The sequence below is a fragment of the Zoogloea ramigera genome (assembly GCF_006539865.1).
In the GTDB taxonomy this organism is placed as follows: domain Bacteria; phylum Pseudomonadota; class Gammaproteobacteria; order Burkholderiales; family Rhodocyclaceae; genus Zoogloea; species Zoogloea ramigera.
On record NZ_BJNV01000033.1, the window covers coordinates 1 to 23,910 of the forward strand.

General features: G+C 63.6%; 20 protein-coding genes. 7 read left to right on the forward strand and 13 right to left on the reverse strand.

All coding sequences use genetic code 11. The annotated features are described in order from the left end of the window. Positions 1 to 37: 37 nt before the first annotated feature. From ZRA01_RS10610 to ZRA01_RS10635, 6 genes are all read left to right on the forward strand, one after another. Positions 38 to 307, forward strand: coding sequence for a PAAR domain-containing protein (locus tag ZRA01_RS10610; protein WP_141351957.1), 270 nt, complete (start codon positions 38 to 40; stop codon positions 305 to 307). Positions 308 to 597: 290 nt separating this feature from the next. Further along, on the forward strand, positions 598 to 1,755 hold the full coding sequence (locus ZRA01_RS10615) for an ABC transporter substrate-binding protein (protein WP_141351959.1): 1,158 nt from the start codon (positions 598 to 600) through the stop codon (positions 1,753 to 1,755). 370 nt (positions 1,756 to 2,125) lie between these two features. After that, positions 2,126 to 4,801: a pyruvate dehydrogenase (acetyl-transferring), homodimeric type gene (aceE, locus tag ZRA01_RS10620; protein ID WP_141351961.1), complete on the forward strand. Its 2,676-nt coding sequence runs from the start codon at positions 2,126 to 2,128 to the stop codon at positions 4,799 to 4,801. Between the two features lie 20 nt (positions 4,802 to 4,821). Continuing rightward, positions 4,822 to 6,480, forward strand: coding sequence for a dihydrolipoyllysine-residue acetyltransferase (gene aceF, locus ZRA01_RS10625; protein ID WP_141351963.1), 1,659 nt, complete (start codon positions 4,822 to 4,824; stop codon positions 6,478 to 6,480). Between the two features lie 89 nt (positions 6,481 to 6,569). Then, positions 6,570 to 8,336, forward strand: a complete 1,767-nt coding sequence (gene lpdA / locus ZRA01_RS10630) for a dihydrolipoyl dehydrogenase (protein WP_141351965.1) — start codon at positions 6,570 to 6,572, stop codon at positions 8,334 to 8,336. Positions 8,337 to 8,706: 370 nt separating this feature from the next. Continuing rightward, positions 8,707 to 10,038, forward strand: a complete 1,332-nt coding sequence (locus ZRA01_RS10635; RefSeq protein WP_141351967.1) for a sensor domain-containing diguanylate cyclase — start codon at positions 8,707 to 8,709, stop codon at positions 10,036 to 10,038. Positions 10,039 to 10,108: 70 nt separating this feature from the next. Here the strand turns inward: ZRA01_RS10635 and ZRA01_RS20530 are convergent, their stop codons facing one another. Beyond that, positions 10,109 to 11,428 carry an ImmA/IrrE family metallo-endopeptidase gene (locus ZRA01_RS20530; RefSeq protein ID WP_170182943.1) on the reverse strand — a complete coding sequence of 440 codons (1,320 nt, stop codon included), beginning with the start codon at positions 11,426 to 11,428 and terminating at the stop codon, positions 10,109 to 10,111. Further along, positions 11,421 to 11,879 (reverse strand): hypothetical protein, encoded by a 459-nt coding sequence (locus tag ZRA01_RS10650; RefSeq protein ID WP_246093635.1) that lies wholly within the window; start codon positions 11,877 to 11,879, stop codon positions 11,421 to 11,423. The genes ZRA01_RS20530 and ZRA01_RS10650 overlap by 8 nt, the downstream gene beginning before the upstream one ends. A 75-nt stretch (positions 11,880 to 11,954) precedes the next feature. Here ZRA01_RS10650 and ZRA01_RS10655 point away from each other — a divergent pair, with 75 nt between their 5' ends. Continuing rightward, positions 11,955 to 12,545, forward strand: coding sequence for a GGDEF domain-containing protein (locus ZRA01_RS10655; protein WP_218028700.1), 591 nt, complete (start codon positions 11,955 to 11,957; stop codon positions 12,543 to 12,545). A gap of 151 nt (positions 12,546 to 12,696) precedes the next feature. Here the strand turns inward: ZRA01_RS10655 and ZRA01_RS10660 are convergent, their stop codons facing one another. From ZRA01_RS10660 to ZRA01_RS10710, 11 genes are all read right to left on the reverse strand, one after another. Beyond that, complete coding sequence (locus ZRA01_RS10660) at positions 12,697 to 14,946, reverse strand: hypothetical protein (RefSeq protein ID WP_141351976.1); 2,250 nt, start codon at positions 14,944 to 14,946, stop codon at positions 12,697 to 12,699. A gap of 96 nt (positions 14,947 to 15,042) precedes the next feature. After that, positions 15,043 to 15,417 carry a hypothetical protein gene (locus ZRA01_RS10665; protein WP_141351978.1) on the reverse strand — a complete coding sequence of 125 codons (375 nt, stop codon included), beginning with the start codon at positions 15,415 to 15,417 and terminating at the stop codon, positions 15,043 to 15,045. Positions 15,418 to 16,212: 795 nt separating this feature from the next. Further along, positions 16,213 to 16,533: a hypothetical protein gene (locus ZRA01_RS10670; RefSeq protein WP_141351980.1), complete on the reverse strand. Its 321-nt coding sequence runs from the start codon at positions 16,531 to 16,533 to the stop codon at positions 16,213 to 16,215. Positions 16,534 to 16,562: 29 nt separating this feature from the next. Beyond that, positions 16,563 to 18,362, reverse strand: a complete 1,800-nt coding sequence (locus tag ZRA01_RS10675; protein WP_141351982.1) for a DUF3373 domain-containing protein — start codon at positions 18,360 to 18,362, stop codon at positions 16,563 to 16,565. Between the two features lie 32 nt (positions 18,363 to 18,394). Next, positions 18,395 to 18,985: a cytochrome b/b6 domain-containing protein gene (locus ZRA01_RS10680; protein ID WP_141351984.1), complete on the reverse strand. Its 591-nt coding sequence runs from the start codon at positions 18,983 to 18,985 to the stop codon at positions 18,395 to 18,397. A gap of 18 nt (positions 18,986 to 19,003) precedes the next feature. After that, positions 19,004 to 20,599 carry a tetrathionate reductase family octaheme c-type cytochrome gene (locus ZRA01_RS10685; RefSeq protein WP_141351986.1) on the reverse strand — a complete coding sequence of 532 codons (1,596 nt, stop codon included), beginning with the start codon at positions 20,597 to 20,599 and terminating at the stop codon, positions 19,004 to 19,006. 125 nt (positions 20,600 to 20,724) lie between these two features. Then, positions 20,725 to 21,315, reverse strand: coding sequence for a GDP-mannose mannosyl hydrolase (locus ZRA01_RS10690; RefSeq protein ID WP_141351988.1), 591 nt, complete (start codon positions 21,313 to 21,315; stop codon positions 20,725 to 20,727). Further along, positions 21,312 to 21,830, reverse strand: a complete 519-nt coding sequence (locus ZRA01_RS10695; protein WP_141351990.1) for a GNAT family N-acetyltransferase — start codon at positions 21,828 to 21,830, stop codon at positions 21,312 to 21,314. Before ZRA01_RS10695 ends, ZRA01_RS10690 begins: the two co-directional genes overlap by 4 nt. Before the next feature lie 25 nt (positions 21,831 to 21,855). Next, entirely contained in the window at positions 21,856 to 22,227 is a 372-nt protein-coding gene (locus ZRA01_RS10700) for a hypothetical protein (protein ID WP_141351992.1), read from the reverse strand. Between the two features lie 9 nt (positions 22,228 to 22,236). Continuing rightward, a complete protein-coding gene (locus tag ZRA01_RS10705) occupies positions 22,237 to 23,010 on the reverse strand; it encodes a competence/damage-inducible protein A (protein WP_141351994.1) in 774 nt (257 codons plus the stop codon). Further along, the gene (locus ZRA01_RS10710) at positions 23,011 to 23,754 is read right to left on the reverse strand and encodes an EI24 domain-containing protein (protein ID WP_141351996.1); all 744 of its coding nucleotides are present in this window, start codon (positions 23,752 to 23,754) and stop codon (positions 23,011 to 23,013) included. Positions 23,755 to 23,910: the final 156 nt, after the last annotated feature.

The following is a 23,910-nucleotide window of genomic DNA, read 5'->3' on the forward strand; positions in this document are numbered from 1 at the left end:
CCAACAGCAGTAGCACCACAACGCAACGGAGGCTCCCATGAGTAAAGCCGTCATCCGCCTCGGCGACCCCACCGACCACGGCGGCGTGGTCGTCTCGGTGTCGGCCACGCAGCACACCGTCGACGGCATCCCGGTGGCCCGCGTCGGCGACCGCTGCAGCTGCCCCCGGCGTGGGCACAACAACTGCGTCATCGTCGAGGGCGACCCCCACTACACCCTCGACGGCGTGCCCATCGCCTTCGAGGGCCACCGGACATCCTGCGGCGCCCGGCTGCTGGCTTCGGGGCGGGCGCTGGGCAAAGCCTGAGTGCCGGAATGCGCCACTGAAGCCCCCGGCCGCACGCGCTCATGGCCCACCTTCCCGGCCCCCGTAACCCGGCCGGGGTGCGCTACACTCCTCAGGCGGTAAGGCCTGCCTGAGCCTGGCGCCGGCCCGCGAGCCTCGAACACCGCCCGCGTAGCCAGCCTGTGCCAGTGAGTCATCGAAAGCCGGCATACCGACTCGCCCGTGCCAACCGCGGCGCTGGCAAGCCACCATCACGAAGAACAGGGGAGACACCCTTGCCTGGACGCCTGCTCAGGATAGTTTTCGCATCGATGATCCTGGTTGCCAGCGCAGCCTCGGCCATCGAGCCCATCCGCGTCGGCGTCTCCGGCCCCTTCACCGGCGGGTCGAGCCCGATGGGCATCGCGATGCGCGACGGCATCCGCCTCGCCGCGCAAGAGATCAACGACGAAGGCGGGATCCTCGGGCGGCCCCTGCAACTCGTCGAAAGGGACGACGAGGCGCGCCCCGAACGCGGCGCCCTGGTGGTGCAGGAGCTCATCAACCGCGAGAAGGTCGTCGCCGGGCTCGGCATCGTGAACACCGGCGTGGCCCTGGCCAGCCAGCGCTATTACCAGCAGGCGCGCATCCCCATGATCACCTCGGTGGCCACCGGCTCGGTGATCACCAAGCAGTTCCTGCCGCCCCAGTACGCCGACAACTACATCTTCCGCGTCTCGGCGCCCGACACCGTCCAGGCAGCGATGATCATCGAGGAGGCCGTCGTGCGCCGGCAGTTCCGCAAGCTGGCGATCCTCCACGACAGCACCAACTACGGCCAGCTCGGCCGTGAAGACCTTGAGCGCACCCTCGACCGCCACGGCATCAAGCCGGTGGCCGTCGAGCGCTTCAACATCGGCGACGTGGACATGACCGCGCAGCTCACCCGCGCCCGCGCCGCCGGGGCCGAGGTCATCCTCACCTACGGCCTCGGGCCCGAGCTGGCCCACCTGGCCAACAACCTCTTCCGGCTCGACTGGAAGGTGCCCCTGGTGGGCAGCTGGGCCCTGTCGATGTCCAACTTCATCGACAAGGCCGGCCCCAACGCCGAGGGCACCCGCATGCCCCAGACCTTCATCCAGGAGGGCGACACCCCGCGTCGCAAGGCCTTCATCGACAAATACCGCCGCGCCTGGGGCGTCGATCGAATCCCCGTGCCCTCGGCTGCCGCCCAGGGTTACGACTCGATGCAGCTGCTCGCCGCCGCCATGCGCCAGGCCCGCAGCACCGACGGGCCTCGTCTGCGCGAAGCCCTCGAATCGCTCAAGGAAAAGGTTGACGGCCTGGTGATGACCTACCACCACCCCTTCTCCAAGACCGACCACGAGACCATCGACAGCACCCGCATCCTGGTCATCGGCGAAATACGCAACGCCCAGGTGGTCTTCGCCTACGACGAAGACCGCAAGCGCCACGCCCAGCACAAATAAGGCCACGGCCCCGCGCGCCGTGCTGCCGACCCGCTCGACCCAAGCGCGCGCGCCACGCTGCGCGCCCATCTGCCCGCCATCCCGGCGCTCGCTGCAGCCGAGTCTCCGACCGGTGCGACATGCGCGCCGCAACGCCCGCCGCAGTCAGCGCTGCGTCATCGCCCGCCTCCACCCGGGCCAGCCATCTCCGCGCCTACCCGACACGCAAAAATATCCCCAAAAACTCGGCTCGCTTTATTGCACGGTACGAGATTTGGTTTTATATTACGAAAAACGAGCCGTGATCCGGCTCACACTGGTTTGTAGCAAAAACCGGTTGCCGCTATCCTCGGTAACCACCCACAACCCGCAAGTCATGAGGAGACAAAACATGGCCGCGAACACGCAGAATGCCCTGGCAGACACCGATGCCCAGGAAACCCAGGAGTGGCTGGACGCCCTGTCCAGCGTAGTCAGTCAGGAAGGCACCGACCGTGCCCACTTCCTGATCGAAAAGCTGATCGAAGCGGGACGTGAGGAAGGCATAGACATTCCCTATTCCGCCAACACCCAGTACATCAACACCATTCCGGCCGACCGCCAGCCCCGCTACCCGGGCGACCCGGACATGGAGATCAAGCTCCACTCCTACATTCGCTGGAACGCGATGGCCATGGTCGTGCGGGCCAACAAGCACACCAACGTGGGCGGCCACATCGCCTCGTTCGCCTCCGCCGCGGCCCTCTACGACGTGGGCTTCTCGCACTTCTGGAAGAGCATCGACCACGACACCGGCGGCGACCTGATCTACTTCCAGGGCCACTCGGTGCCCGGCGTGTATTCCCGCGCCTACATGCTCGGCCGCCTCACCGACGAGCAGATGGACAGCTTCCGGCAAGAATCCGAAGGCCACGGCATCTCGTCCTACCCGCACCCGTGGTTGATGCCCGACTTCTGGCAGTTCCCCACGGTGTCGATGGGCCTCGGCCCCCTGTGCGCCATTTACTCTGCGCGCTTCATGAAATACCTCGCCAGCCGCGGCCTCATCGACGCCGCCAAGGCCGAGCAGCGCAAGGTGTGGGCCTTCCTCGGCGACGGCGAGACCGACGAGGTCGAATCCCTTGGCGCCATCGGCATGGCTGGCCGCGAGAAGCTCGACAACCTGATCTTCGTCATCAACTGCAACCTGCAGCGCCTCGACGGCCCGGTGCGCGGCAACGGCAAGATCATTCAAGAGCTCGAAGCCGAATTCCGCGGCGCCGGCTGGAACGTCATCAAGCTGATCTGGGGCACCCACTGGGACGCGCTCTTCGCCCGCGACAAGAAGGGCATCATGAAGAAGCGCATGATGGAACTCTGCGACGGCGAGTATCAAACCTTCAAGGCCAAGAACGGCGCCTATGTGCGCGAGCACTTCTTCAACACGCCCGAGCTCCGCGCCCTGGTGGCCGACTGGACCGACGACGAGGTGTGGAACCTCAACCGCGGCGGCCACGACATCTTCAAGATCTTCACCGCCTACAACGCCGCCGTTAATCACAAGGGCGCACCCACCCTGATCCTCGCCAAGACCATCAAGGGCTTCGGCATGGGCCAGTCCGGCGAGGCGATGAACATCTCCCACCAGCAAAAGAAGCTCGACATCGACTCGATCCGCCGCTTCCGCGACCGCTTCGGCATCCCGGTGCCCGACGACAAGCTGGCAGAGCTGCCCTACCTGCGCTTCCCCGAAGACTCGCCCGAATACAAGTACATGATGCAGCGCCGGGTCGACCTCGGCGGCTTCCTGCCCCAGCGCCGCCGCAAGGCCGAAGCCCTGCCGGTGCCGGGCCTCGACACCTTTGCCGCGCTCCTCAAGGCCTCCGGCGAAGGGCGCGAGCTGTCCACCACGATGGCCATCGTGCGCATCATGAACACCCTGCTGAAAGACAAGCAGATCGGCAAGAACATTGTCCCCATCGTGCCCGACGAGTCGCGCACCTTCGGCATGGAAGGCATGTTCCGCCAGTACGGCATCTGGAACCAGCAAGGCCAGAAGTACGTCCCCGAAGACCATGACCAGCTCATGTTCTACAAGGAGAGCGAGACCGGCCAGGTGCTGCAGGAAGGCATCAACGAAGCCGGCGCCATGGCCGACTGGATCGCCGCCGGCACCGCCTACAGCGTGCACGGCGTGCAGATGGTGCCCTTCTACATCTTCTACTCGATGTTCGGCATGCAGCGCACCATGGACCTCTGCTGGGCCGCTGCCGACCAGCGCACCCGCGGCTTCCTGATCGGCGGCACCGCCGGCCGCACCACGCTGAACGGCGAAGGCCTGCAGCACGAAGACGGCCACAGCCAGCTGATGGCCAACATGATCCCCAACTGCATCAGCTACGACCCCACCTTCCAGTACGAAGTGGCGGTTGTCGTGCAGGACGGCATGCGCCGCATGTTCGCCGAGCAAGAAGACGTTTATTACTACCTCACGGTGATGAACGAGAACTACGAGCACCCCGAGATGCCCGCGGGTGCCGAGGCCGACATCATCAAGGGGATGTACGCCTTCCGTAAGGGTGGCGAGGGTGATCTGCGCGTCCAGCTGCTGGGCTCCGGCACCATCTTCAACGAAGTCATCGCCGCCGCCGAACTCCTCAAGAACGACTGGGGCGTGGAAGCCGACATCTGGGGCTGCCCGAGCTTCAACGAGCTCGCCCGCGACGGCCAGGACGCCGCCCGCTGGAACCTGCTGCACCCGCTCGAAGCCCCGCGCAAATCCCACGTCGAACAGAAGCTCGACGGCGCCGTCGGCCCGGTGATCGCCGCCACCGACTACATCCGCCTGTTCGCCGAGCAGATCCGCCCCTACGTCAAGGGCCGCTACGTCACCCTGGGCACCGACGGCTTCGGCCGCTCCGACACCCGCGAGAAGCTGCGCCACTTCTTCGAAGTCGACCGCCGCTGGGTCACCCTGGCCGCCCTCAAGGCCCTGGCCGACGAAGGCAAGATCGAACGCGACAAGGTTGCCGCTGCGCTGGTCAAGTACAAGCTTGACCCGTCCAAGCCGAACCCGATGTCTGTCTGAGCGCCGAGGAGACTACAAAAATGAGCCAACTCATCGAAGTCAAGGTTCCGGACATCGGCGATTTCGCCGACGTGCCGGTCATCGAACTGTTCGTCAAGGTCGGCGACACCATCAAGGTTGACGACGCCATCGCCACCCTCGAATCCGACAAGGCCACCATGGACGTGCCCTCCAGCGCCGCCGGCGTGGTCAAGGAAGTGCTCGTCCAGGTCGGCAGCCGCGTCGCCGAAGGCAGCGTGCTGATCAAGCTCGAAGCCGCCGGCGCAGCCGCTGCGGCGGCTCCGGCTCCGGTGGCTGCTCCGGCACCGGCCGCGGCCGCCCCCGTGGCTGCCGCGCCCGCCGCCAGCGCGGGTGCCATCGTCGAGGTCAAGGTGCCCGACATCGGCGACTTCGCCGACGTGCCGGTCATCGAGCTCTTCGTCAAGGTCGGCGACAGCATCAAGGCCGAAGACGCCATCGCCACCCTCGAATCCGACAAGGCCACCATGGACGTGCCCTCCTCCGCCACCGGCGTGGTGAAGGAAGTCCTCGTCCAGCTCGGCAGCCGGGTCTCCGAAGGTGCGGTGCTGATCAAGGTCGAGACCGGCGCCAGTGCCGCTGCGCCGGCCGCCGCCCCCGCCAAGGTCGAAGCGCCCGCCGCCGGCCCCACCGTGTCGCTGGCCGACGGCGCCCCCGCGCCGACGCCGCCGGTCAATGTGGTGCCCATCCCCACGCCGGCCACCACCATCCCCGCGCCCATCAAGCTCGGCGGCCTGGTGCACGCCAGCCCCTCGGTGCGTGGCTTCGCCCGCGAACTCGGCGTCGACCTCGCCCAGGTCAAGGCTAGCGGCCCCAAGAACCGCATCACCAAGGCCGACGTCACCGCCTTCATCAAGGGCGCCATGAGCACCGGCGTCGTGCCGGGCAAGGCGGTGGCCGCGGCCCCCGTCGGCAGCCTGGGCGGTGGGCTCGACCTGCTGCCGTGGCCGAAGGTGGACTTCGCCAAGTTCGGTGAGATCGACGTCAAGCCGCTGTCGCGCATCAAGAAGATCTCCGGCCAGAACCTCGCCCGTAACTGGGCGATGATCCCGGCGGTCACCTACCACGAAGACGCCGACATCACTGATCTGGAAGCCTTCCGCGTCCAGATGAACAAGGAATACGAAAAGTCCGGCAAGAAGCTCACCATGCTCGCCTTCATCATCAAGGCCTCGGTGCGCGCGCTGCAGGAGTTTCCCGAGTTCAACACCAGCCTCGACGGTGACAACCTGGTTTACAAGAAGTACTTCAACATCGCCTTCGCCGCCGACACGCCCAACGGCCTCGTGGTGCCGGTCATCAAGAATGCCGACACCAAGAGCGTCTTCGAGATTGCGGCCGAATCCGGCTCGCTGGCCAAGCTGGCCCGTGACGGCAAGCTCAAGCCCGCCGACATGTCCGGCGCCTGCTTCACCATCTCCAGCCTCGGCGGCATCGGCGGCACTTACTTCGCGCCCATCGTCAACGCCCCCGAGGTCGCCATCCTCGGCGTCAACAAGTCGGTGATGAAGCCCGTGTGGGACGGCAAGCAATTCGTGCCGCGCCTCACCCTGCCCATGTCGCTCACCGCCGACCACCGCGTGATCGACGGTGCGCTGGCCACCCGCTTCAACGTGTACCTCGCCCAACTGCTGGCCGACTTCCGTCGGGTCATGCTCTGAAATCGGTGAGGAGTGAGGGGTGAGGCGTGAGGTGTAAAAACCTCACCCCGCCCCGCGCTCTGCACACTACGCCCAAAGAGGTGATCAAGATGAGTCAATTAGTGGAAGTCAAAGTACCCGACATCGGCGATTTCTCCGAAGTCCCCATCATCGAGCTGTTCGTCAAGGTCGGCGACAGCATCAAGGCCGAAGACGCCATCTGCACCCTCGAGTCCGACAAGGCCACCATGGACGTACCCTCGCCGGCCACCGGCGTGGTTGCCGAACTCCTGGTCAAGGTGGGCGACAAGGTTGGCGAAGGCGCCGTGCTGCTCAAGCTCGACGCCGCCGGCGCGGCTGCCGCACCCGCCGCCGCTCCGGCTGCGGCGCCTGCTGCGGCCCCGGTGGCCGCCCCCGCTGCGGCTGCCCACGCCGGCTCCGCCGACGTCGAATACGACCTCGTCGTGCTCGGCGCCGGCCCCGGCGGTTATTCGGCCGCCTTCCGCGCCGCCGACCTCGGCCTCAAGACCGCCATCATCGAGCGCTACGCCACCCTCGGCGGCGTCTGCCTCAACGTCGGCTGCATCCCGTCCAAGGCCCTGCTGCACGTGGCCGCGGTGATCGACGAAGCCGAGCACGTCAGCACCGCCGGCATCAGCTTCGCCAAGCCCAGCGTGGACGTGGACGCCCTGCGCGCCCACAAGGACAAGGTTGTCGGCAAGCTCACCGGCGGCCTCGCCGGCATGGCCAAGGGCCGCAAGGTAGACGTCATCCGCGGCTACGGCAGCTTCCTCGACCCGAATCACATCGCCGTCGAAGAAACCACCGGCACCAGCCAGGACAAGACCGGCCAGAACAAGGTCGTCAAGTTCAAGCAGTGCATCATCGCCGCTGGCAGCGCCGCCGTGCATCTGCCCTTCATCCCCCGCGACCCGCGCATCGTCGACTCCACCGGCGCCCTCGAGCTGCGCTTCGTGCCGGGCAAGATGCTGGTCATCGGCGGCGGCATCATCGGCCTCGAGATGGCCACCGTCTACTCCACCCTCGGCGCCCGCGTCGACGTGGTCGAGATGATGGACGGCCTCATGCAGGGCCCCGACCGCGACGCCGTCAAGGTGTGGGAAAAGCAGAACGCCAGCCGCTTCGACAAGATCATGCTGAAGACCAAGACCGTCGCCGTCGAGGCGAAGGAGGATGGCCTTTACGTGAGCTTCGAGGGCGAAGGCGCTCCGACGGAACCGGTCAAGTACGACATGATCCTGCAGTCCGCGGGCCGCGCGCCCAACGGCAAGAAGATCGGCGCCGACAAGGCCGGCGTGATCGTGGGCGAACGCGGCTTCATCCCCGTCGATGCCCAGATGCGCACCAACGTGCCCCACATCTTCGCCATCGGCGACATCGTCGGCCAGCCCATGCTCGCCCACAAGGCCGTGCATGAAGCCCACGTGGCCGCCGAAGTCGCCGCCGGCCACAAGTCGGCCTTCGACGCCACCGTGATCCCCGGCGTCGCCTACACCCACCCCGAGGTGGCATGGGTCGGCTACACCGAAGCCCAGGCCAAGGCCGAAGGCAAGAAGGTGGAGACCGCCAAGTTCCCGTGGGCAGCCAGCGGCCGCGCCATCGCCAACGGCGCCGACTACGGCTTCACCAAGCTCATCTTCGACGCCGAAACCCACCGCGTGATCGGTGGCACCATCGTCGGCCCCAGCGCCGGCGACATGATCGGCGAAGTGTGCCTCGCCATCGAAATGGGCGCCGACGCCGTGGATATCGGCAAGACCATCCACCCTCACCCGACCCTGGGCGAGACGGTGGGCATGGCCGCCGAAGTGGCCCACGGCAGCTGCACCGACGTACCGCCGGCCCGCAAGAAGTAAGCACCGCGCAACACCACAGCACAAAGCGGCCTCCGGGCCGCTTTTTTAATGCACGGGCTGGCGCAGCGCTATTTCATCTGGGTAGGTCGGGTTAGCCCAAAGGGCGTAACCCGACACATCGCCCCTCCCCGCCCGATCATCGCAAACCCGCAAACCTCACCCCACATACCCCACCGCGGCCCGCCATCCCCTGCCCCAACGCTGCCATGCTGCGCGTATGAAACAGCCCGCGCCGCGCCCCCCGCGCTGCCCACTGTGCATTCCGCAACATTTCGGCGCATCGCGTGCCCCTCCACCCACCGGCGTGCTGCCGGCCACCGGAATACGCGTGTATCGTTTGGGCTCCGACCGACAGCCTCCGAGATCGTCGATGACCGCCCCCGCAGAGCGCGCCCCGTCCCCCACCGACCTCGCCCCCGACGCCAGGCCACCCGAAGTTCGCGCGGTGCTCGACGGCCTGCTCGAACACCTGCTCAACGGCGTCGCCTACTGCCGCATGGAATACACCGACGGGCAGCCCAGCGACTTCCTGTTTCTCTACACCAACCCCGCCTTCCACACCCAGACCGGGCTTGACGGCGTGTACGGGCAACGCATCAGCCAGATCGTGCCGGCCCTGCCGCAAACCGACACCGCGCTGCTGAATATATTTGGCCGCGTAGCCTGGGGTGGCCCACCCGAGACCTTTGAACTCTTCATCAAGTCGATGGCCCAGTGGTTCTCGGTGTCGGTGTATTGCCCCCAGCCCAAGCACTTTGTGGCGCTCTTCGACGTCGTCACCGAACGCAAGAAGGCCGAAGCCACGCTGGAAGACCGCGCCCGCCAGCTCCGCTTCGTGCAGGAAGGCTCCGAGCTCGGCTTCTGGGACTGGGACATCGCCACCGGCAAGGTAGAGCGCAACCCCCAATGGGGCCACATCCTCGGCTACACCTTCGACGAGCTCCAGCACACCGCCCAGCAATGGGCCGACTTCGTCCACCCCAACGACCGGGAGCGCGCCTGGGCCTCGATCTTCGACGTGATTGAAGGGCGCAGCAAATCCCACAAGCTCGAATACCGCATGCTCCACAAGGACGGCAGCATCCGCTGGATCCTCGACCAGGCCAAGGTGATGCAGCGCGACGAGCACGGCAAGGCCACCCGCATGTGCGGCACCCACACCGAGATCACCGAACACAAGCTCCTGGAAGAAGAGCTGCGGCGCCAGGCCCACGTGGACTACCTCACCGGCGTCTACAACCGCCGCCACTTCATGGAACGCGCCGAGCAGGAGCTCAGCCGCGCCCACCGCTACGGCAAACCCCTGTCGATGCTCATGCTCGACATCGACCACTTCAAACTGATCAACGACCGCTACGGCCACAAGGTGGGCGACACCGTCCTCAAGGCCGTCGCCGACCTCAGCCACGCCACCTTCCGCGACGTGGACATCCTCGGCCGCCTGGGCGGCGAAGAGTTTGCCGTGCTGCTCCCCGAAACCGACCAGCCCGCCGCGCTAGACGCCGCCGAACGCCTCCGCGAAACCATCGCCAACGCCAGGATTCCGCTCACCGGTGGCGAGCACGTGACCTTCAGCATGTCGATCGGGGTGTCGAGCATGGGGTCGGTTGAAGACCATATTGATTCGCTGCTGAACCGGGCGGATAAGGCGTTGTATGAGGCGAAGGATGGGGGGAGGAATCGGGTTTGTGGGGCGGGGTGAGGGGTGGTTTGCCTCCTGGCTCGTGGAGGCGAACATGCTCTAAGCAAAAGCTGACAACACAGAAGGCAGATCAGGCAGCCATTCGATACGGCAGGCTATCTGCCCCATGATGGTGAACATACCCATTGTTGAGCAACAGGCTTTCTATAGTCTTCTCACTAACATCGAACTCAGCGGCTGCTTCTTCGATCGCGTATGAAGAGAAATCACCGCCCAAAAAGGACGTCAAGGAATCGATTGGGCAAAGAAACTCTGCCGCGAAAGCGCGCTGGTATTTTTGACGGAAAGTCGATAGGTCGGTTGATGCAAGCCAATGCGCTTTCTGGGTCGAGGGGCTGAGGTACTCGCCCAAGAAACGCGCTAGCTCGAATCGCCGCCCGGCAGGGTTGCGCTTGCGTGGAACAAACTGCAGCTGGCGATCATTCACCGGTATGGCCACCGCGACTGGCGACCGCCCCACCGGCACCGACCAATTGGCGGCAGCTTCGCTGCTCATGCCAAGCAGGTCATGCAGACTGCTGTTGCAAACGGGGCCGCTGACATTACCCAACTGGTGACGAAGCATACGCGCGTCGTGAATCGCGCGCTCCCAAGGAGCCCCGTGCTCCAGGTGAACGATGCTGTCGGGCGAGATTTCCGGGGTGCCCACAATTCCACCTGCGCTGGCCAACTGCCCTATGAGCGCCAAATCCGGAGACGCCCCCGACGCTGCGATCGCAGGTGCCAGCTCCGACAGTGCCGCGTCTCCGACCTGGCTCGCCCACTGCAATGCCGCATTCAATGCCTGCTCCGGGCACTCCTCGGGATCAAACCCCAGCTCGGCCTCCAGCTTCCTCCGGCGAGCCGCATCGGGGTCCGCCAGATCTTCCTGCACGAGGGCCCACAGGTGAGCCAAATTCGATCCAGCGAGCCCCTTGGCATCCAGGCGGGCCAACACGCTGTGGATGAAGCGCTCGAGACTCTGCTGAAAGCCAGGCAACGCTATCGTTCTCGGCACATCGAGCGTTTGCAGGTACTGCACCGACTGGTCCGGTGTCATCGACGCCCCGGCCCACACGTGAATCGCCTCACCATCCGGGATAAAGACGACGCGCGGCCACACAAAGCCGTGATTGGCCGCACCGAGTTCATGGACCATACGCCAGTCATGGCCAGGCTGCTGCGGTGGCAGGGGCTCATGGTTAAGGCGCCACCACGAACTCGCAAACCACATGGCGAGCGGGTAGGCAGAGACGAAGACGTTGTCACGCACGGTCTCCGCCCAGAGATCCTGGTTTCGCGTCAGGCTGATGGTGTCGACATACATGTCGAGCAGAGCTGCCGTGGCCCTGACCTCTGGCTCCCCGGATGTCGCGGCCATCCACTTTGTGCTGATTCGCAATTCAGCCATTGATGTGCTCCCAACGACGTTTCACTTCCAGCGACAGAGGATCAGTCTCGGGCATGGGGTAGCCGTGATAGGTTCCCAAAACGGGGTTTTCGAGCTGCGCCTCCATGGCGAAGCCGTCGTCCGTAACTGACCAGACGTTCTTCGGCCACTCGCCATCCATCCGGTCGCTCACAAGGCCCTTGCGCAGCCCCGCGCGAAGTAACGCTTCCGCTTCGGTACGCTTAAAAATCCTGGCGACATCGCACAGCGATTTCCCTTGTCTTGGATCGGAAGGCGGAACGAGCCCGAAATCGCCTGGGTTCCTTTTATGCTCCGGGTTTCCGCCATAGCGCGCGCGACTAGCCAACACCTGGAGTTCGGCCACGCGAACTTCAGCCTCGGAAGGCGTGAGTAGTTTGCGCTTGGGATTAAACTGAGCGTAACGCCGCTTCATCATGGGCAGGGCAGACAATTACCGATATCGAGTTTACCAGCTAAACCAATGGTCTTGGCCATAGGCTCGCGGTGTAGTGGTAGGGCCAAGGTGATGCAGCGCGACGAGCACGGCAAGGCCACCCGCATGTGCGGCACCCACACCGACATCACCGAACGCAAGCTGCTAGAGGAAGAGCTGCGGCGCCAGGCCCACGTGGACTACCTCACCGGCGTCTACAACCGCCGCCACTTCATGGAACGCGCCGAGCAGGAGCTCAGCCGCGCCCACCGCTACGGCAAGCCCCTGTCGATGCTCATGCTCGACATCGACCACTTCAAGCTCATCAACGACCGCTACGGCCACAAGGTGGGCGACACCGTGCTCAAGGCCGTCGCCGACCTCAGCCACGCCACCCTGCGCGACGTGGACATCCTCGGCCGCCTGGGCGGCGAAGAGTTTGCCGTACTGCTCCCCGAAACCGACCAGCCCGCCGCGCTAGACGCCGCCGAACGCCTCCGCGAAACCATCGCCAACGCAAGGATTCCCCTTAACGGTGGCGAACCCGTGAGCTTCAGCGTGTCGATCGGCGTGTCGAGCATGGGGTCGGTTGAAGACAATATTGATTCGCTGCTGAATCGGGCGGATAAGGCGTTGTATGAGGCGAAGGGTGGGGGGAGGAATAGGTTTTGTGGGGTGGGGTAAGCCGAGCAACCCTGATCCGAATTTGCTGGATCAATACGTCAATACGTGACAAACGGCCTGCATCAAGACCACGCGAATGAAAGCCACCATTCGCGATAGGCTCCCAGCCTCCCCCGAGACCAAGACATAAAGGTTTTACTCCCCTGAATCGTTACTGCGTATTGAGTTCTTTGTCCATACGAGAGACTTGCAACCAAAGCGTATCTTTAGAGGTGGTCATCTGACTCATAATCGCTTGAACACGACCTGTTAGTGAACGATTGGGTACAAAAATAGGCTCGCTCTGACCCTTAAATTTTTCACAAAATCTCTCACGAATCAGTAACTGCATTACTTTCTCACACGTCTTCTTTGTCGTGGAGTCACCATATCCTTTATACATACTACTTTCTTTGCGACCACCTCCAGGCTGAAGAAAAAGCTTTCTCAGACTAGACAATAGAAACGTCTGTGACACACTCAACCCAGCCTCTCGAATTGCAGAAAGAGTTTCAACAGACTGATAGACCTCAACAAGACAATTCTTGAACCACGAAGGTGCATGCTCACTTGACGTAATACCGGAAAGCCTCATAACCACACAATCAGACAGGAAGACCCCGCGCGGTTCACTATCCGTTATATCGAGATGATCAAAAAAACAGTCGACGAAAGTTAAGTTTCGGATAGCCGTGCTCCCCAACGCCACCTGAAAAAACTTACCTCCGAAAAATGACTGACCACCTAAATCAATATCTTCAAAATCTAATTGCAGAAGCCCTGAAAGCAAATCAGAAAGAAGAACTTTATTATTTTTTTGAACATTTCTCTTAATAAACGCAGTCGCCGTACCCACTTGACAATTCGCACCAAGACGAGCAGAAACAAAATAAGCCCCAAAATTCTCTATTGGATTAACCCAACACTCATCGAGTTCATCTGGCGCCCCCTGTGCAAAGAGCTCAAGAGTATCTTCGGCCTTCAATCCATCGAGAATAAAGATATCAGCAAACTGCCGATCTAAACTCTCCGCGCCGATCCGACTAAGGCCTGGAAGGCGTTGCAAAACAATCGCGGACTCATCAGTGGGAGGCCTCCCCGTCGTCTGTTCAAACGCCTCATTAATCTGCTTAATAGAAATTGGTCCGAGCGCTGACTTCGTTGCTCTAGTGAGGCGCCCAATCTTCGTCAAAAGTGATCGAATAATAGCCGGATCAAGGATTGGATTGATTCTAGCTTCTCTTTCGCAGAAGGCATCAACAAGAAGATTCCAGAAATCTATTTCACCTGAGCTCGTTTTGAAAAAACTATCCAATACCGCAGGCTCGATATCACGAGCTATATTTGCGATCAACGGCTTTTTCGGCATCCAGGCTGGCAGCACGGAGGGTGAGCGTCCTAACAACTCGGAGAACTGCTCGTCCGTCAGCTGCTGATTACAACGGAGGAAAAGTGGATTTTTTTGGCCGAGCCCGAGGCAAGTAATTAGCTCAGCATCGTTGTTAAAATAGTGCTCTCGCCCCGTTATTAATATTCCACCCTTTGCCTGTGTAACTAAGTCTTTTACGCCGACCAAAGACTGCTTTCGAATATCCACGAGTTTAGTTGGATCGTCACTCCAAGTCTGCGCACCAATTTCGTCAAAACCATCCAAAAGGTATATGGTCGCGGGCGCGTATGCCACTTTCAAAGCTTGATCCAAAACATCTGTCAAACCAAGGTCTGTAAAGTGCCGGGTAAGCATTTCTTGAGCACGTTTCAACCCCCAATTTTCTCGAAGATTTATAGCAATTGGATTTCGATAATGTTGTCGCTGAGTCTCAATAAGAGCTTCAAAAACCTCTTGAGTGCACCTACTTTTACCTGAACCGTAGTCTCCAATAAGGACAATTGTCCGTCCTGCAACAAGCTCTGACGCCATACGAGCAACAGTGTAGCTTTCGCCACTTTCGCTAACATACGTTACAGGGACATAGCGATTTCGATCTGGCTCTCCGGAATAGAGATCCACTGCGGAGCCAAATGGCAGTTTAGACCGCGCATACGCATATCGATGAAGACCTAGCAGTGCATCAAAAAACTGACCAACTGAATAAACTTGTACAAAACTGCTTTGTCCGGACTGGATAAGAGACGGAGTAGGCTCGTCAAGCGTAATAAAAAAACACTTTGGAAAAATATTTTTTTGAAAGAAATAAGGTCGCAAGACTCCAAACTTTGCCAAGTCAGTACGAAGCTTATCGAGACTGGTCTCTTTGCTGATCTCTACTAAAACCACGCTTCCATCATTGAGGCGAATGACACAGTCACACTTAACCCCTGCAATATCTTCTGCTCTAGCTGTAGCCCCAAACTTTGCTTCAGCAACTGTTCGAACAAGTCTTTCTAGATCTTGCCACTTTATTTTTTCATGAGCTTTCATTAAAAACCTTTTAACTAATATTTTTTATTAGCGGCCTCCCGGCCGCTGTCCTCTCACCTGCCCTGCCTCACCTCCAACCAAGACAGGGCCCCCTCCTCACTCCGTCTTCTTCACTTTCGCCTTCTTCGACTTCTTCGCCTTCTCCGACTTCTTCTTCAGCCCCAGCGCGGCGACCTGGTCGGAGCTGGGGCCGTAGAGGGCCTTGGCTTCGAGTTTGACGCCGAGGATGACGTCCTGGAGGCCGCGGCGGGCGGAGACGACGGCGTCGTCGCTGGCGGCGGAGGTGGCCTTGTCGATGACGGCCTTGCGTTCGGCGGCGATGAGCGTCTGGTAGGCGGCCTCGGCGGCTTCGCGGCTGTGGGCGGGGTTGTTGGCCTTGTAGTCAGGCATGTTGGTAAGGGCTTGATAGGCCGCGATGTTCTTGCGGGTCTGGGCGGCGGTGACTTTGGTCTTCGGGTCGACGTTGCTCATGATTTCTCCTTGGCATTATTGAAGATGGCTAACGTGCTGCGTTTTGGATGCTACTCCCGCGAAATGGGCTACGCAACATCTTGTCATGGATTTATTCGGATCGGGCAAGGCGGAGGCTTTGGAAGGATGCGGGGTGGCGGGAAACCGCAAAACCCCTCCCCGGCCCTCCCCTTGTCAGGGGAGGGTGTGATGATGGGCCGCGGGATGCGTGTTGCGGGCTGCGGGTGAGGCGTCTGGTGCTGCGGGATGACCGTGCTGGCGGGGGGAATCGCGGTGTTCGGGGGCGTGGAGGGCGTGACGCGGGGTGGTGATTCGGGGTGCCGGGGTCGGGTGATGGGTTACGGTGGGCGGATGACTGTGTTCGGGGGTCGGATCAGTGATTCCGGGAGCTGGATCAGTGATTCCTGGGATCGGATTACTGTTTCCTGGTCGTGGATTACTGATTCCCGGGGTTGGATCACTGATTCCCGGGGTTGGATCACTGATTCCGGGTGCTGGATTACTGACTCCCGGGGGCGAATCATTGATTCCTGGGGGCGGATTACTGATTCCGGGCGTGAGATTGATGATGCTTGGTGGAGGATTAGTGTTTCCGGGGGGCGGATTGGTGTTTTCGGGGGTGGGATCAGCGTTTGCTGGGGTGTGGGGGGTGTCGGGTTACGCTGCGCTAACCCGACCTACCTTTGGTTGTTGGGCTGCGGGGTGGTGTGTGGTGGGCGGCCCTGGGCGCTCAAAACAAAGGGCGGCTCCTTTGGGGAGCCGCCCGGGTGGTGCTTGCCGCGTTGGGCGGCGGGGTCAGCAGCCGGCCGTCTTCTTGAACGACTTGCTGAGGTTCTTGTTGGCGTCGTCGAACTTGGCGCGGATCTCGTCGCCTTCAACGATCCGCTTGTCCTTGAACTTGTCGAGGGTCAGGTCGTCGGTGATGCTGATGGTGACGCTATTGCCGCTCTTGTTGTCCTTGAGGGTGGCGGTGGCGGATTTGCCGTCGGCGGCCATCTGGATCTTGGTGATCACGCCGACCATCTTGACGTCGTCGGCGGAGGCGATGGGGGACATCGCCAGGGCCGAGCCGGCCAGGGCAAGCGAGAGCAGGACGCGGGTGAGCTTGGTACGCATGGGGGCTTCCTTTCGTTTTACGCGTGGGGTCAGAACTTGACTTCGAAGGTGGCGTAGGCGTTGTAGGCGTGGTCGAGGGGCGTGGTGGCCATCATGTTGCCGTTCACGCTGGACATCTTGACCGGGGCGCCAACCCAGTTGTTGCTGCCGGTGTATTGGAAATCGTAGTACTGGAGGCCAAGGCGCACAAAGGCTTTGGCGAGGTGCGACGACACGGGCTTGCTGGCGAGCTCCTGGATCAGGTAGAGCTCGTACACATTGCCGCGGGTGCCGACCTTGGAGGTCCACATGTCGGTGGCGGCGGGGGCAAAGGTGATCCAGTTCTTGGAGCCGTGGTTGTATTCGGCGCCGAGCTTGGTCTTGCTGGGCAGGTCGTAGCGCAGGCCGAGGGCGATGGCGGTGCCGGTTTTATCCTTGGGCGCTTCGGGGTTGAAGAAGGCGCCAGTCAGCAGGCCCTGGAAGCCGAACTGTGACGAGACGTTGTCGTTGGGGTGGGTGACGCTCATGCCGAGGTCGGCAAAGTAGTTGAGGTCGCCCACGCCGACGCGCTTGAGGGTGCCCATGGCGCCCACGCCGTACCAGTCGATGTCGCCCAGGTTGGCCTTGGGCATGGTGTTGCCGAAGTAGGTGTCACGCATCTTGGGGGCGTCGAAGATGTTCATGCCCCGGTTCCACTGCAGCCACACGCGCAGGGGGTCGGTGTCGATGGGGATGACGGCGACGCCGAGCATGTCGGTATCCTGCAGCGAGTTGCCGGGCGTTGAGCGGAAGCCGCTCTCGAAGCCGCGGCCGTAGCAGAGCTTGGCGTAGGCGCCGGGCAGGCCGTCGATGTCGGGCGCCCAGCCTACGGTCATGCCGTCGAAGGCGTAGTCGACCAGCAGCGAGGGCGTGCCGCCGTTGCCGGGGCGCGGGGTGTTGAGGCGCAGGTTGCTGGGGGCGCCGTGGGTGGATGGGCGGCGGCCCACCGAGAACCAGATGTCCTGGTCGGCGATGTTGCTCCAGGTGGCAAAGGCGCGGTCGACGTTGAGGTAGCTGCTGGAGGGGACATGCCCGAGGGTGCCGTCGAAGACGCCCACCCGGTCGGCAAAATACGGGGCGCTGCCGGCGTTGGTAACGGCGTCGTCGTCGCCGGCGCCAAAGGTTTTGTACATCACCAGGCGGGCCGAGACGCTGACGTCCTGCGTGGCCTTGGCGTGGAGGTCGAGGCCGAAGCGGTTGGTGTAGAGGGCCTGGTTTTCGGGTTTGTAGGCGGGCACCTGGGCGGCGTAGCTCTGCAGCCCGCCGAGCATGGCGGCGTTGGCGCCAAGGAAGCTGCGGGCCTCGTTGTAGGTGCGCACGCCGGCCATGCCCTGGGCGAAGCCCATCAGGCCGGTGAGCATTTGCCCGTTGGCGGGCGTGGGGTTGGCAAAGAAGTTGGCCTGCAGCTGCTGCTGGGCGTTGGCAAAGGTGGCGGTGACGTCGGTGAAGGGCTTGGTCTGGCCGGCCATGCGGTCGACGCGGAACTGGTAGTCGCCACCGATGGTGAGCCAGCGTTCCGTCGATTTCTCCTCGGCCTTGGCGACGCGCTCTTCGCTGGTGGCGATGCGCTCCTCGCTCTTCACCACCCGCGCCTCGCTCTGCACGACGCGCTGCTGGAGCGCTTCGGTGGCCTTCTGGCTGGCGGCGGCGTTGGCGCTGCTGGCTTCCACCTGGGTCTTGAGGCGGGCGAGTTCGGCCGACAGGGCCTCGATCTTCTTGAGGAGCGCGGCGTTGCTCTCGGCGGCGGCCACCGGCGCAAACAGCCCCGCCACCAGGGCGGCGATGAGGGTTCTGGCAAGTCTGGTGTTCATGACGACTCCCTGAGATTTTTTTTATGGGTGCTTCAGTGCGCTTCGTCCCAGCCGCTGACCATCGCCTTGAAGTGCGCGGTGGGCGTATGGCCGGTGGTGCCGAGGTAGATGTGGCCGATGAGGAAGGCCAGCATCAAGAAGGCGCCGATGGTGTGCACGAGGGCGATGGCGCCAAGCTGGATGCCCCAGCCAGCGGCGCTGAGCTCGTTGTAAAACAGGTAGGCGAGGCCGGAGATCCACAGCAGCGGGGTGACCACCACCGTGACGCCGAGGTAGGTCTGGGCCTGCATGGGGTTGTGCTTGCGCGCGCGGGTGGGCTGAAAGGGGTGGGGGTCGCCCCGGAAGATGCCCACCGCGTAGAAGCGCACGACCTTGTCGATGTTCTTCATGGTGGGGATGTACTGCCGCCACTCGCCGGTGGTGAGGTGCCAGAAGATCGCAAACACCCACAGGGCGATGAAGGCCCACACGATGGTGGTGTGCACCTTGTGGGCCTGGGCAAAGCCGAGCCACTTGTAGGTGCCGTGGATCTCGAAGCCGGTGACCAGCATGCCGATGATGAGCACGGCCTGGGCCCAGTGCCACAGGCGTTCGAAGCGCGTGAAGAGATAAACCCGTTCCATGATGCGTGTGCCTCCGTGTCAGTGCTTGCGGCGCAGGGCGCGGATGGCGCCGTGGATGAGCACGCCGGCCAGGATGCCGCCCGCGGCGAGCCAGCCGATGGTGTCCACCAGCTTGTTGGCGTCGCGCCCGGGGATGTAGATGCCCTCGATCTTGTCGAGGCGCCCGCCCTTGGCGTGGCATTCGTTGCAGCCGAGGGCCTTGTCCTTGGGCGCGACCATGTGGGTGATCGGCCATATGGCGGTGGTCTCGATGAAATCCACCTTGCCCGAGAAGGGCTTGTGCAGCGTCTTCATGCCTTCGGCGACGGCCTTGTCCCACACCATGTTCTTCCAGTAGGCGGTGTCATCCTCGCCGGCCAGGTGGGTGACCACCAGGGTCTTGTTGATGGGGTCGAAGGGCTGCTTGCCGCGGAACAGCTTGACCGGCCAGATCAGCGACTTGCCGTCGCCGGCGCTGCCTTCGAAGCGGTTGATGGCGATGGGCTGCTGGCTCTTCTCGATCGGGTCGCCCAGCAGGGTGTAGTTGACGGTGCCGTTGAACCACACGTATTCGGGCTTGACGTTCTCTTCGAGCACGAAGTCGCCCTTGATGCCGTTGTAGGTGATGTGGCCGTCGTCGTTGGTGACGACCAGCGGCTTGCCCTTCTCGTCGCGCTTGCCGGCGGTGGACCAGTCCCACGACATCTTGGTGGGCATGTCGCCGCGGGCGAAGGCGGGGATGTGGCAGGTCTGGCAGGCGACCTTGTCGGTGTGGTCGTTGAGCTTGGCCTTGCCCGTGTGGGGCGCCTGGCCGTGGCAGGCCTGGCAGGTGGCGGGGTTGCTGCTGTCGGCCTTGCCGCGCAGGTGGGCGCCTTCGCGGTCGGCGGCGGTGGGGGCGTAACGGCTGCCCGGCACCTGGTGGCCTTCGGTCTTGTGGCAGGTGGCGCAGCTGAAGTTGAGGCCTTCGGCGTCCATGTGCACGTCGAGCGCCTTGTCGGGCTGGTCGAGGGAGCTGTCGAGGTCACCGTGCTTCACGGCGTCGCCACCGCCACCATAAAAGTGGCAGGTGCCGCAGGTTTCGCGGCGGGTCTTGCCGACCTTCTGGGCGATCGCCGAGAGGTCGATGCCGCGGATGATCTTGCCTGAGCCCGGCGGAAACTCGGTGTCCTTGGTCACCGGATGGCCGGCGAAGCCGGAGGGCTTTTTGTATTTGCCGGTGGAGTCGTGGCAGACGAGGCAGTCGACGTTTTCTTCGGAGGCAAAGTCGAAGCCTTCGTCCTTCAGCCCGTAGCCGATGTGGCAGCTGGCGCAGGCTTTGTAGTTCGACGACACCGAGGTGCAGAAATTATTGATGACGTGCTTCTTGCCGAGCTTTTGCTGGGTGGTGGGGTTGGTGTATTCCCACTTCCAGTGCTGGGTCTGGTGCAGCTGTTTGGAGGCTTCGGTGTGGCAGCTGAGGCAGGCCTTGGTGACCTCGGGGCCCGAGGCAAACACCCGCTGCAGCTCCTTGAACTTGCCGTGGTCGGCCGTGGATTTGGGCAGCTTGGGCGGCGGCGCATCGTCCGCCGCAACGCCAGCCCCTGCGAAGAAGCCCATGGCCACGATGGCCAGGAGCACGCGTCTGAGAACCTGCATGACAGCCCTCCTTTCAGCTCACCCGGCCGGGAAAGGCGCGCGGTGAAACGAAACATTGAGGGCTAGTTTAGATTTCTCTTATTTTCGAATATTGATGATCATCAATACACCAACGGGGTGTTGAATCACGTTTTTTTATGGCCGCGGGCCGCAGCGGAGGGGGATTTCGCTACAAGCGCTCGCCCCGCATCGCAGGATGCTTGCGGTGCCCCATCACCGCCAAACCCACCAGGCGGCGGGCATCTTTTGTAGTCTGCCAAGAGCGGCAGGTAGTCCCGCGTGTAGCGGTGCACGGCCTCGCTCGCCGCCGCTTCGGCCAGCGGCCACCAGCGCAGCTGACGATGCTGGGCGTCGAAGCCAGGCACCTCGAAGCCGGCCGGGACGTCGATGCGATGGGCGATCACCACGTAGTGGGTGCCGACGCCGATGTCGCCGGCGAAGCAGTCCGGGTAGAAATGCTCGAACACGCCAAGGAGCTGCGGGCGCAGGGCGAGCACGTCGGCGATTTGCAGTTCGCGCGCGGCCACCCGCTGCAGCGCGGCGGCGCGGGGCTCGTTCTTGCGGATCGCGCCGCCGGGCACGAACCAGCAGCCCTGGGCCGGGCGGTTGTTGCGCAGGCCGAGCAGGATCTCGGCGCCGCCGCGCACCAGCACGAGGTCGACCGACACCAGCGGGGTGTCGCGGACGATCTCGATGAAGCGCTCCCGCTCGATCACGGCGCAGCACCTTCGATGCCGGCGAAGGCGGCGTGATATTCGACGGTGCCGGCAAGGCCCGCCAGGTGGCCGGGCATCAGCTCGACGATCATGAAGGCCTCGTCGGGGGCGTCGTAGGGGCAGGCGATGGCGTGGCGCGAGGCGGGCACGAAGCCGAAACGCGGGTAATACGCGGGGTGGCCGAGCACCACCACTGCCCCGGCGCCGGCCTGGCGGGCGGCGTCGAGGCCGGCCTCGACGAGCGCGCTGCCGACGCCGCTGCGCTGGTAGTCGGGCAACACCGCCATCGGCGCGAGGCCCATCAGGCGGGCCCGCGGGTGGCCGGGGAGCAGCACCGGTGTAAGCAAAATGTGGCCGACGATGCGCCCCTTGTCGACGGCCACCAGCGAGACATACGGGAAGGTGTGGCCGCGCAGGCGGTTGACCAGGTCGGCCTCGTCGGGGCCTTCGAAGGCGGCAAGATGTACGGCGCGCACGCCGGGCTGGTCGGCGGGGGTTTCGGGGCGGAGCTGCATCGAGAGTGTTTCCAGGGCAAGGCGGCTAACGCAGCCGCCGGTGGCGAAAGCTGGCCGGCGCGTGGGCGAAGATCACCGAGAACACCAGGATCAGCCAGAACAGCAGCGGCCGGCGGGCGGGGTCGGCGGCAAACCAGCCGAGCAGCGCAAACTTGACGAGCATCGACAGCCCCGCCAGCTCGCGCAGCCAGCGCCGCCGCGACCAGGCGTCGAGCATCGCCATCGCCACGCCCGACAAGACCATCAGGTAAACGAAGCCTGCCGCGGCGCCCGCCCCCGTCAGCAGCCCGGCCCCGACGCCCACCACGCCCGCCAAGTGGGCGGCGCGCAGCAGCACGCCCAGCCAGCGACGGCCGGGGAAGTCACGGTAGGCGGAAGGGGCGGCGGGGAGGTTCACAGCCGAGTCTCAAAGGGCCGCGCGGGGCTCCCATTCGTAGCCGCGGCGGGTGAGCTCGGCGGTGATGCGGGCCATCGCCTCGGCCACCCGGCCGGTGGGGCCCTTCATGCCGAGCTCCACATGGCGGCGCTGGGTGTCGGTGCCAAAGCTGGGCAGGCTGAACAGGGTGGATTCGGGGAAGTCGGCGGTGATCGCTTCCATCAGGTCGATGAGCTTGCCCTCGAACGCCTCCCACACGATCACCGACTGCTCGGTGTAATCGGCGGTGTGGTGGAGGTGGGCGAAGCGCTGGTCGAGCACCCATTCGACCATCGGCCAGGCCATCACCGGAAAGCCGGGCACGAAGAAGTGGTTGTGGATCGAGAAGCCCGGGATGCGGTTGAAGGGGTTGGGGATGATCTCGGCGCCCACCGGGTAGACGCCCATCTGCAGGCGCTGGGGCGTGATCTCGTCGCCGAAGCGGGCGCGGATCTCGGCCTCGGCCTCGGGGTGCAGCGCCAGCGGCAGGCCCAGCGCCTCGGCGGCGGCCTGGCGGGTGTGGTCGTCGGGCGTGGCGCCGATGCCGCCGAAGCTGAACACGATGTCGCCGCTGGCGAAGCTCTCGCGGAGGGTCTGCACCAGGCGCGGGCGCTCGTCGCCCACGTAGCGCACCGAGGCCAGTCGCAGGCCGCGGGCCTTGAGGAGCTCGAGCACCTTGCCCAGGTGTTTGTCTTCGCGGCGGCCCGACAGCAACTCGTCGCCGATGATGATTGCGCCGAAGGACGGCGCCGGGTTTGCACTCATTCAATTCACCTCGATGATGTTTTCGGTGCGCCGGGCGAGCCGCAGCGCAGACAGCAGGTAATGCACGAAGGCCAGCCCGGCGAGGGCCGGCGCGAACAGGTTGATGAAGGGCAGGTGCGCCAGCACCGCGCCGAACAGCCCGACCCCGAACAGGCCGCCGGACTGGCTGGCGGGCAGGGCTTTAAGCTCGAACTTGTCGGCGTGGGCCATCAGCGCGTCGTAGCGGAAGGCCTGCTGGTTGAGCCGGGCGGTGAGCAGCAGGGAGATCAGCAGCCCGGCGCCGGGAATCAGCCACAGGGGCAGGCTGAGCACCAGCAGCGCGACAAACTGCAGCACCGCGCCGAGGGCGTTGATGACGCTGCCCAGCTGGCTGCCGCCGCCGCGGCGCTGGAGGTCGGCGTAGTCGGTGGCGGCAACCTTTTCGAGCATCAGCGGCAGCGCCACCGCCGCCACCAGGAAGGCCGCGGTGACGTAGATGATGGGCAGGGCCAGCACCACCAGCCCGATCTTGAACATCACCAGCGCCACCATCATGGCCACCTCGGAGCCGCTGATCCAGCCGCCGACCAGCGGCAGCGCGGTGATGAAGGCCGCCCCCTGGGCGATCATCACGCCCCAGTTGATGACCAGCAGGGACGTCCACAGCACGCTGGCCGCGAGGGTCGGCCACATCAGGTGCCACAGGATGCCCGGCCGGCCAAGGCTACGGAGGGCCGAGAAGTAGGAGAGCAGGACAGGTTTCATGGTGGATTACGGTGATCCCGACATTGAAGATTGAAGGCCTTGCCGACCCGGCTCGCCAGGCTTCGCACAAGCCATGAGGCCCGCGCGGGAAACGAAGAGACGCACCCCGGCCACCAAGGTTCCCCCTGCCAAGGGGGACGGGGGTCTGGCGGGCTG

Excerpts from the sequence above, each read along its gene's own strand:
- ZRA01_RS10610 (WP_141351957.1), top strand. The coding sequence starts at position 38 with ATGAGTAAAGCCGTCATCCGCCTCGGCGACCCCACCGACCACGGCGGC.
- ZRA01_RS10615 (WP_141351959.1), top strand. The coding sequence starts at position 598 with ATGATCCTGGTTGCCAGCGCAGCCTCGGCCATCGAGCCCATCCGCGTC.
- aceE (WP_141351961.1), top strand. The coding sequence starts at position 2,126 with ATGGCCGCGAACACGCAGAATGCCCTGGCAGACACCGATGCCCAGGAA.
- aceF (WP_141351963.1), top strand. The coding sequence starts at position 4,822 with ATGAGCCAACTCATCGAAGTCAAGGTTCCGGACATCGGCGATTTCGCC.
- lpdA (WP_141351965.1), top strand. The coding sequence starts at position 6,570 with ATGAGTCAATTAGTGGAAGTCAAAGTACCCGACATCGGCGATTTCTCC.
- ZRA01_RS10635 (WP_141351967.1), top strand. The coding sequence starts at position 8,707 with ATGACCGCCCCCGCAGAGCGCGCCCCGTCCCCCACCGACCTCGCCCCC.
- ZRA01_RS20530 (WP_170182943.1), bottom strand. The coding sequence starts at position 11,428 with ATGGCTGAATTGCGAATCAGCACAAAGTGGATGGCCGCGACATCCGGG.
- ZRA01_RS10655 (WP_218028700.1), top strand. The coding sequence starts at position 11,955 with ATGCAGCGCGACGAGCACGGCAAGGCCACCCGCATGTGCGGCACCCAC.
- ZRA01_RS10660 (WP_141351976.1), bottom strand. The coding sequence starts at position 14,946 with ATGAAAGCTCATGAAAAAATAAAGTGGCAAGATCTAGAAAGACTTGTT.
- ZRA01_RS10665 (WP_141351978.1), bottom strand. The coding sequence starts at position 15,417 with ATGAGCAACGTCGACCCGAAGACCAAAGTCACCGCCGCCCAGACCCGC.
- ZRA01_RS10670 (WP_141351980.1), bottom strand. The coding sequence starts at position 16,533 with ATGCGTACCAAGCTCACCCGCGTCCTGCTCTCGCTTGCCCTGGCCGGC.
- ZRA01_RS10675 (WP_141351982.1), bottom strand. The coding sequence starts at position 18,362 with ATGAACACCAGACTTGCCAGAACCCTCATCGCCGCCCTGGTGGCGGGG.
- ZRA01_RS10680 (WP_141351984.1), bottom strand. The coding sequence starts at position 18,985 with ATGGAACGGGTTTATCTCTTCACGCGCTTCGAACGCCTGTGGCACTGG.
- ZRA01_RS10685 (WP_141351986.1), bottom strand. The coding sequence starts at position 20,599 with ATGCAGGTTCTCAGACGCGTGCTCCTGGCCATCGTGGCCATGGGCTTC.
- ZRA01_RS10695 (WP_141351990.1), bottom strand. The coding sequence starts at position 21,830 with ATGCAGCTCCGCCCCGAAACCCCCGCCGACCAGCCCGGCGTGCGCGCC.
- ZRA01_RS10705 (WP_141351994.1), bottom strand. The coding sequence starts at position 23,010 with ATGAGTGCAAACCCGGCGCCGTCCTTCGGCGCAATCATCATCGGCGAC.
- ZRA01_RS10710 (WP_141351996.1), bottom strand. The coding sequence starts at position 23,754 with ATGAAACCTGTCCTGCTCTCCTACTTCTCGGCCCTCCGTAGCCTTGGC.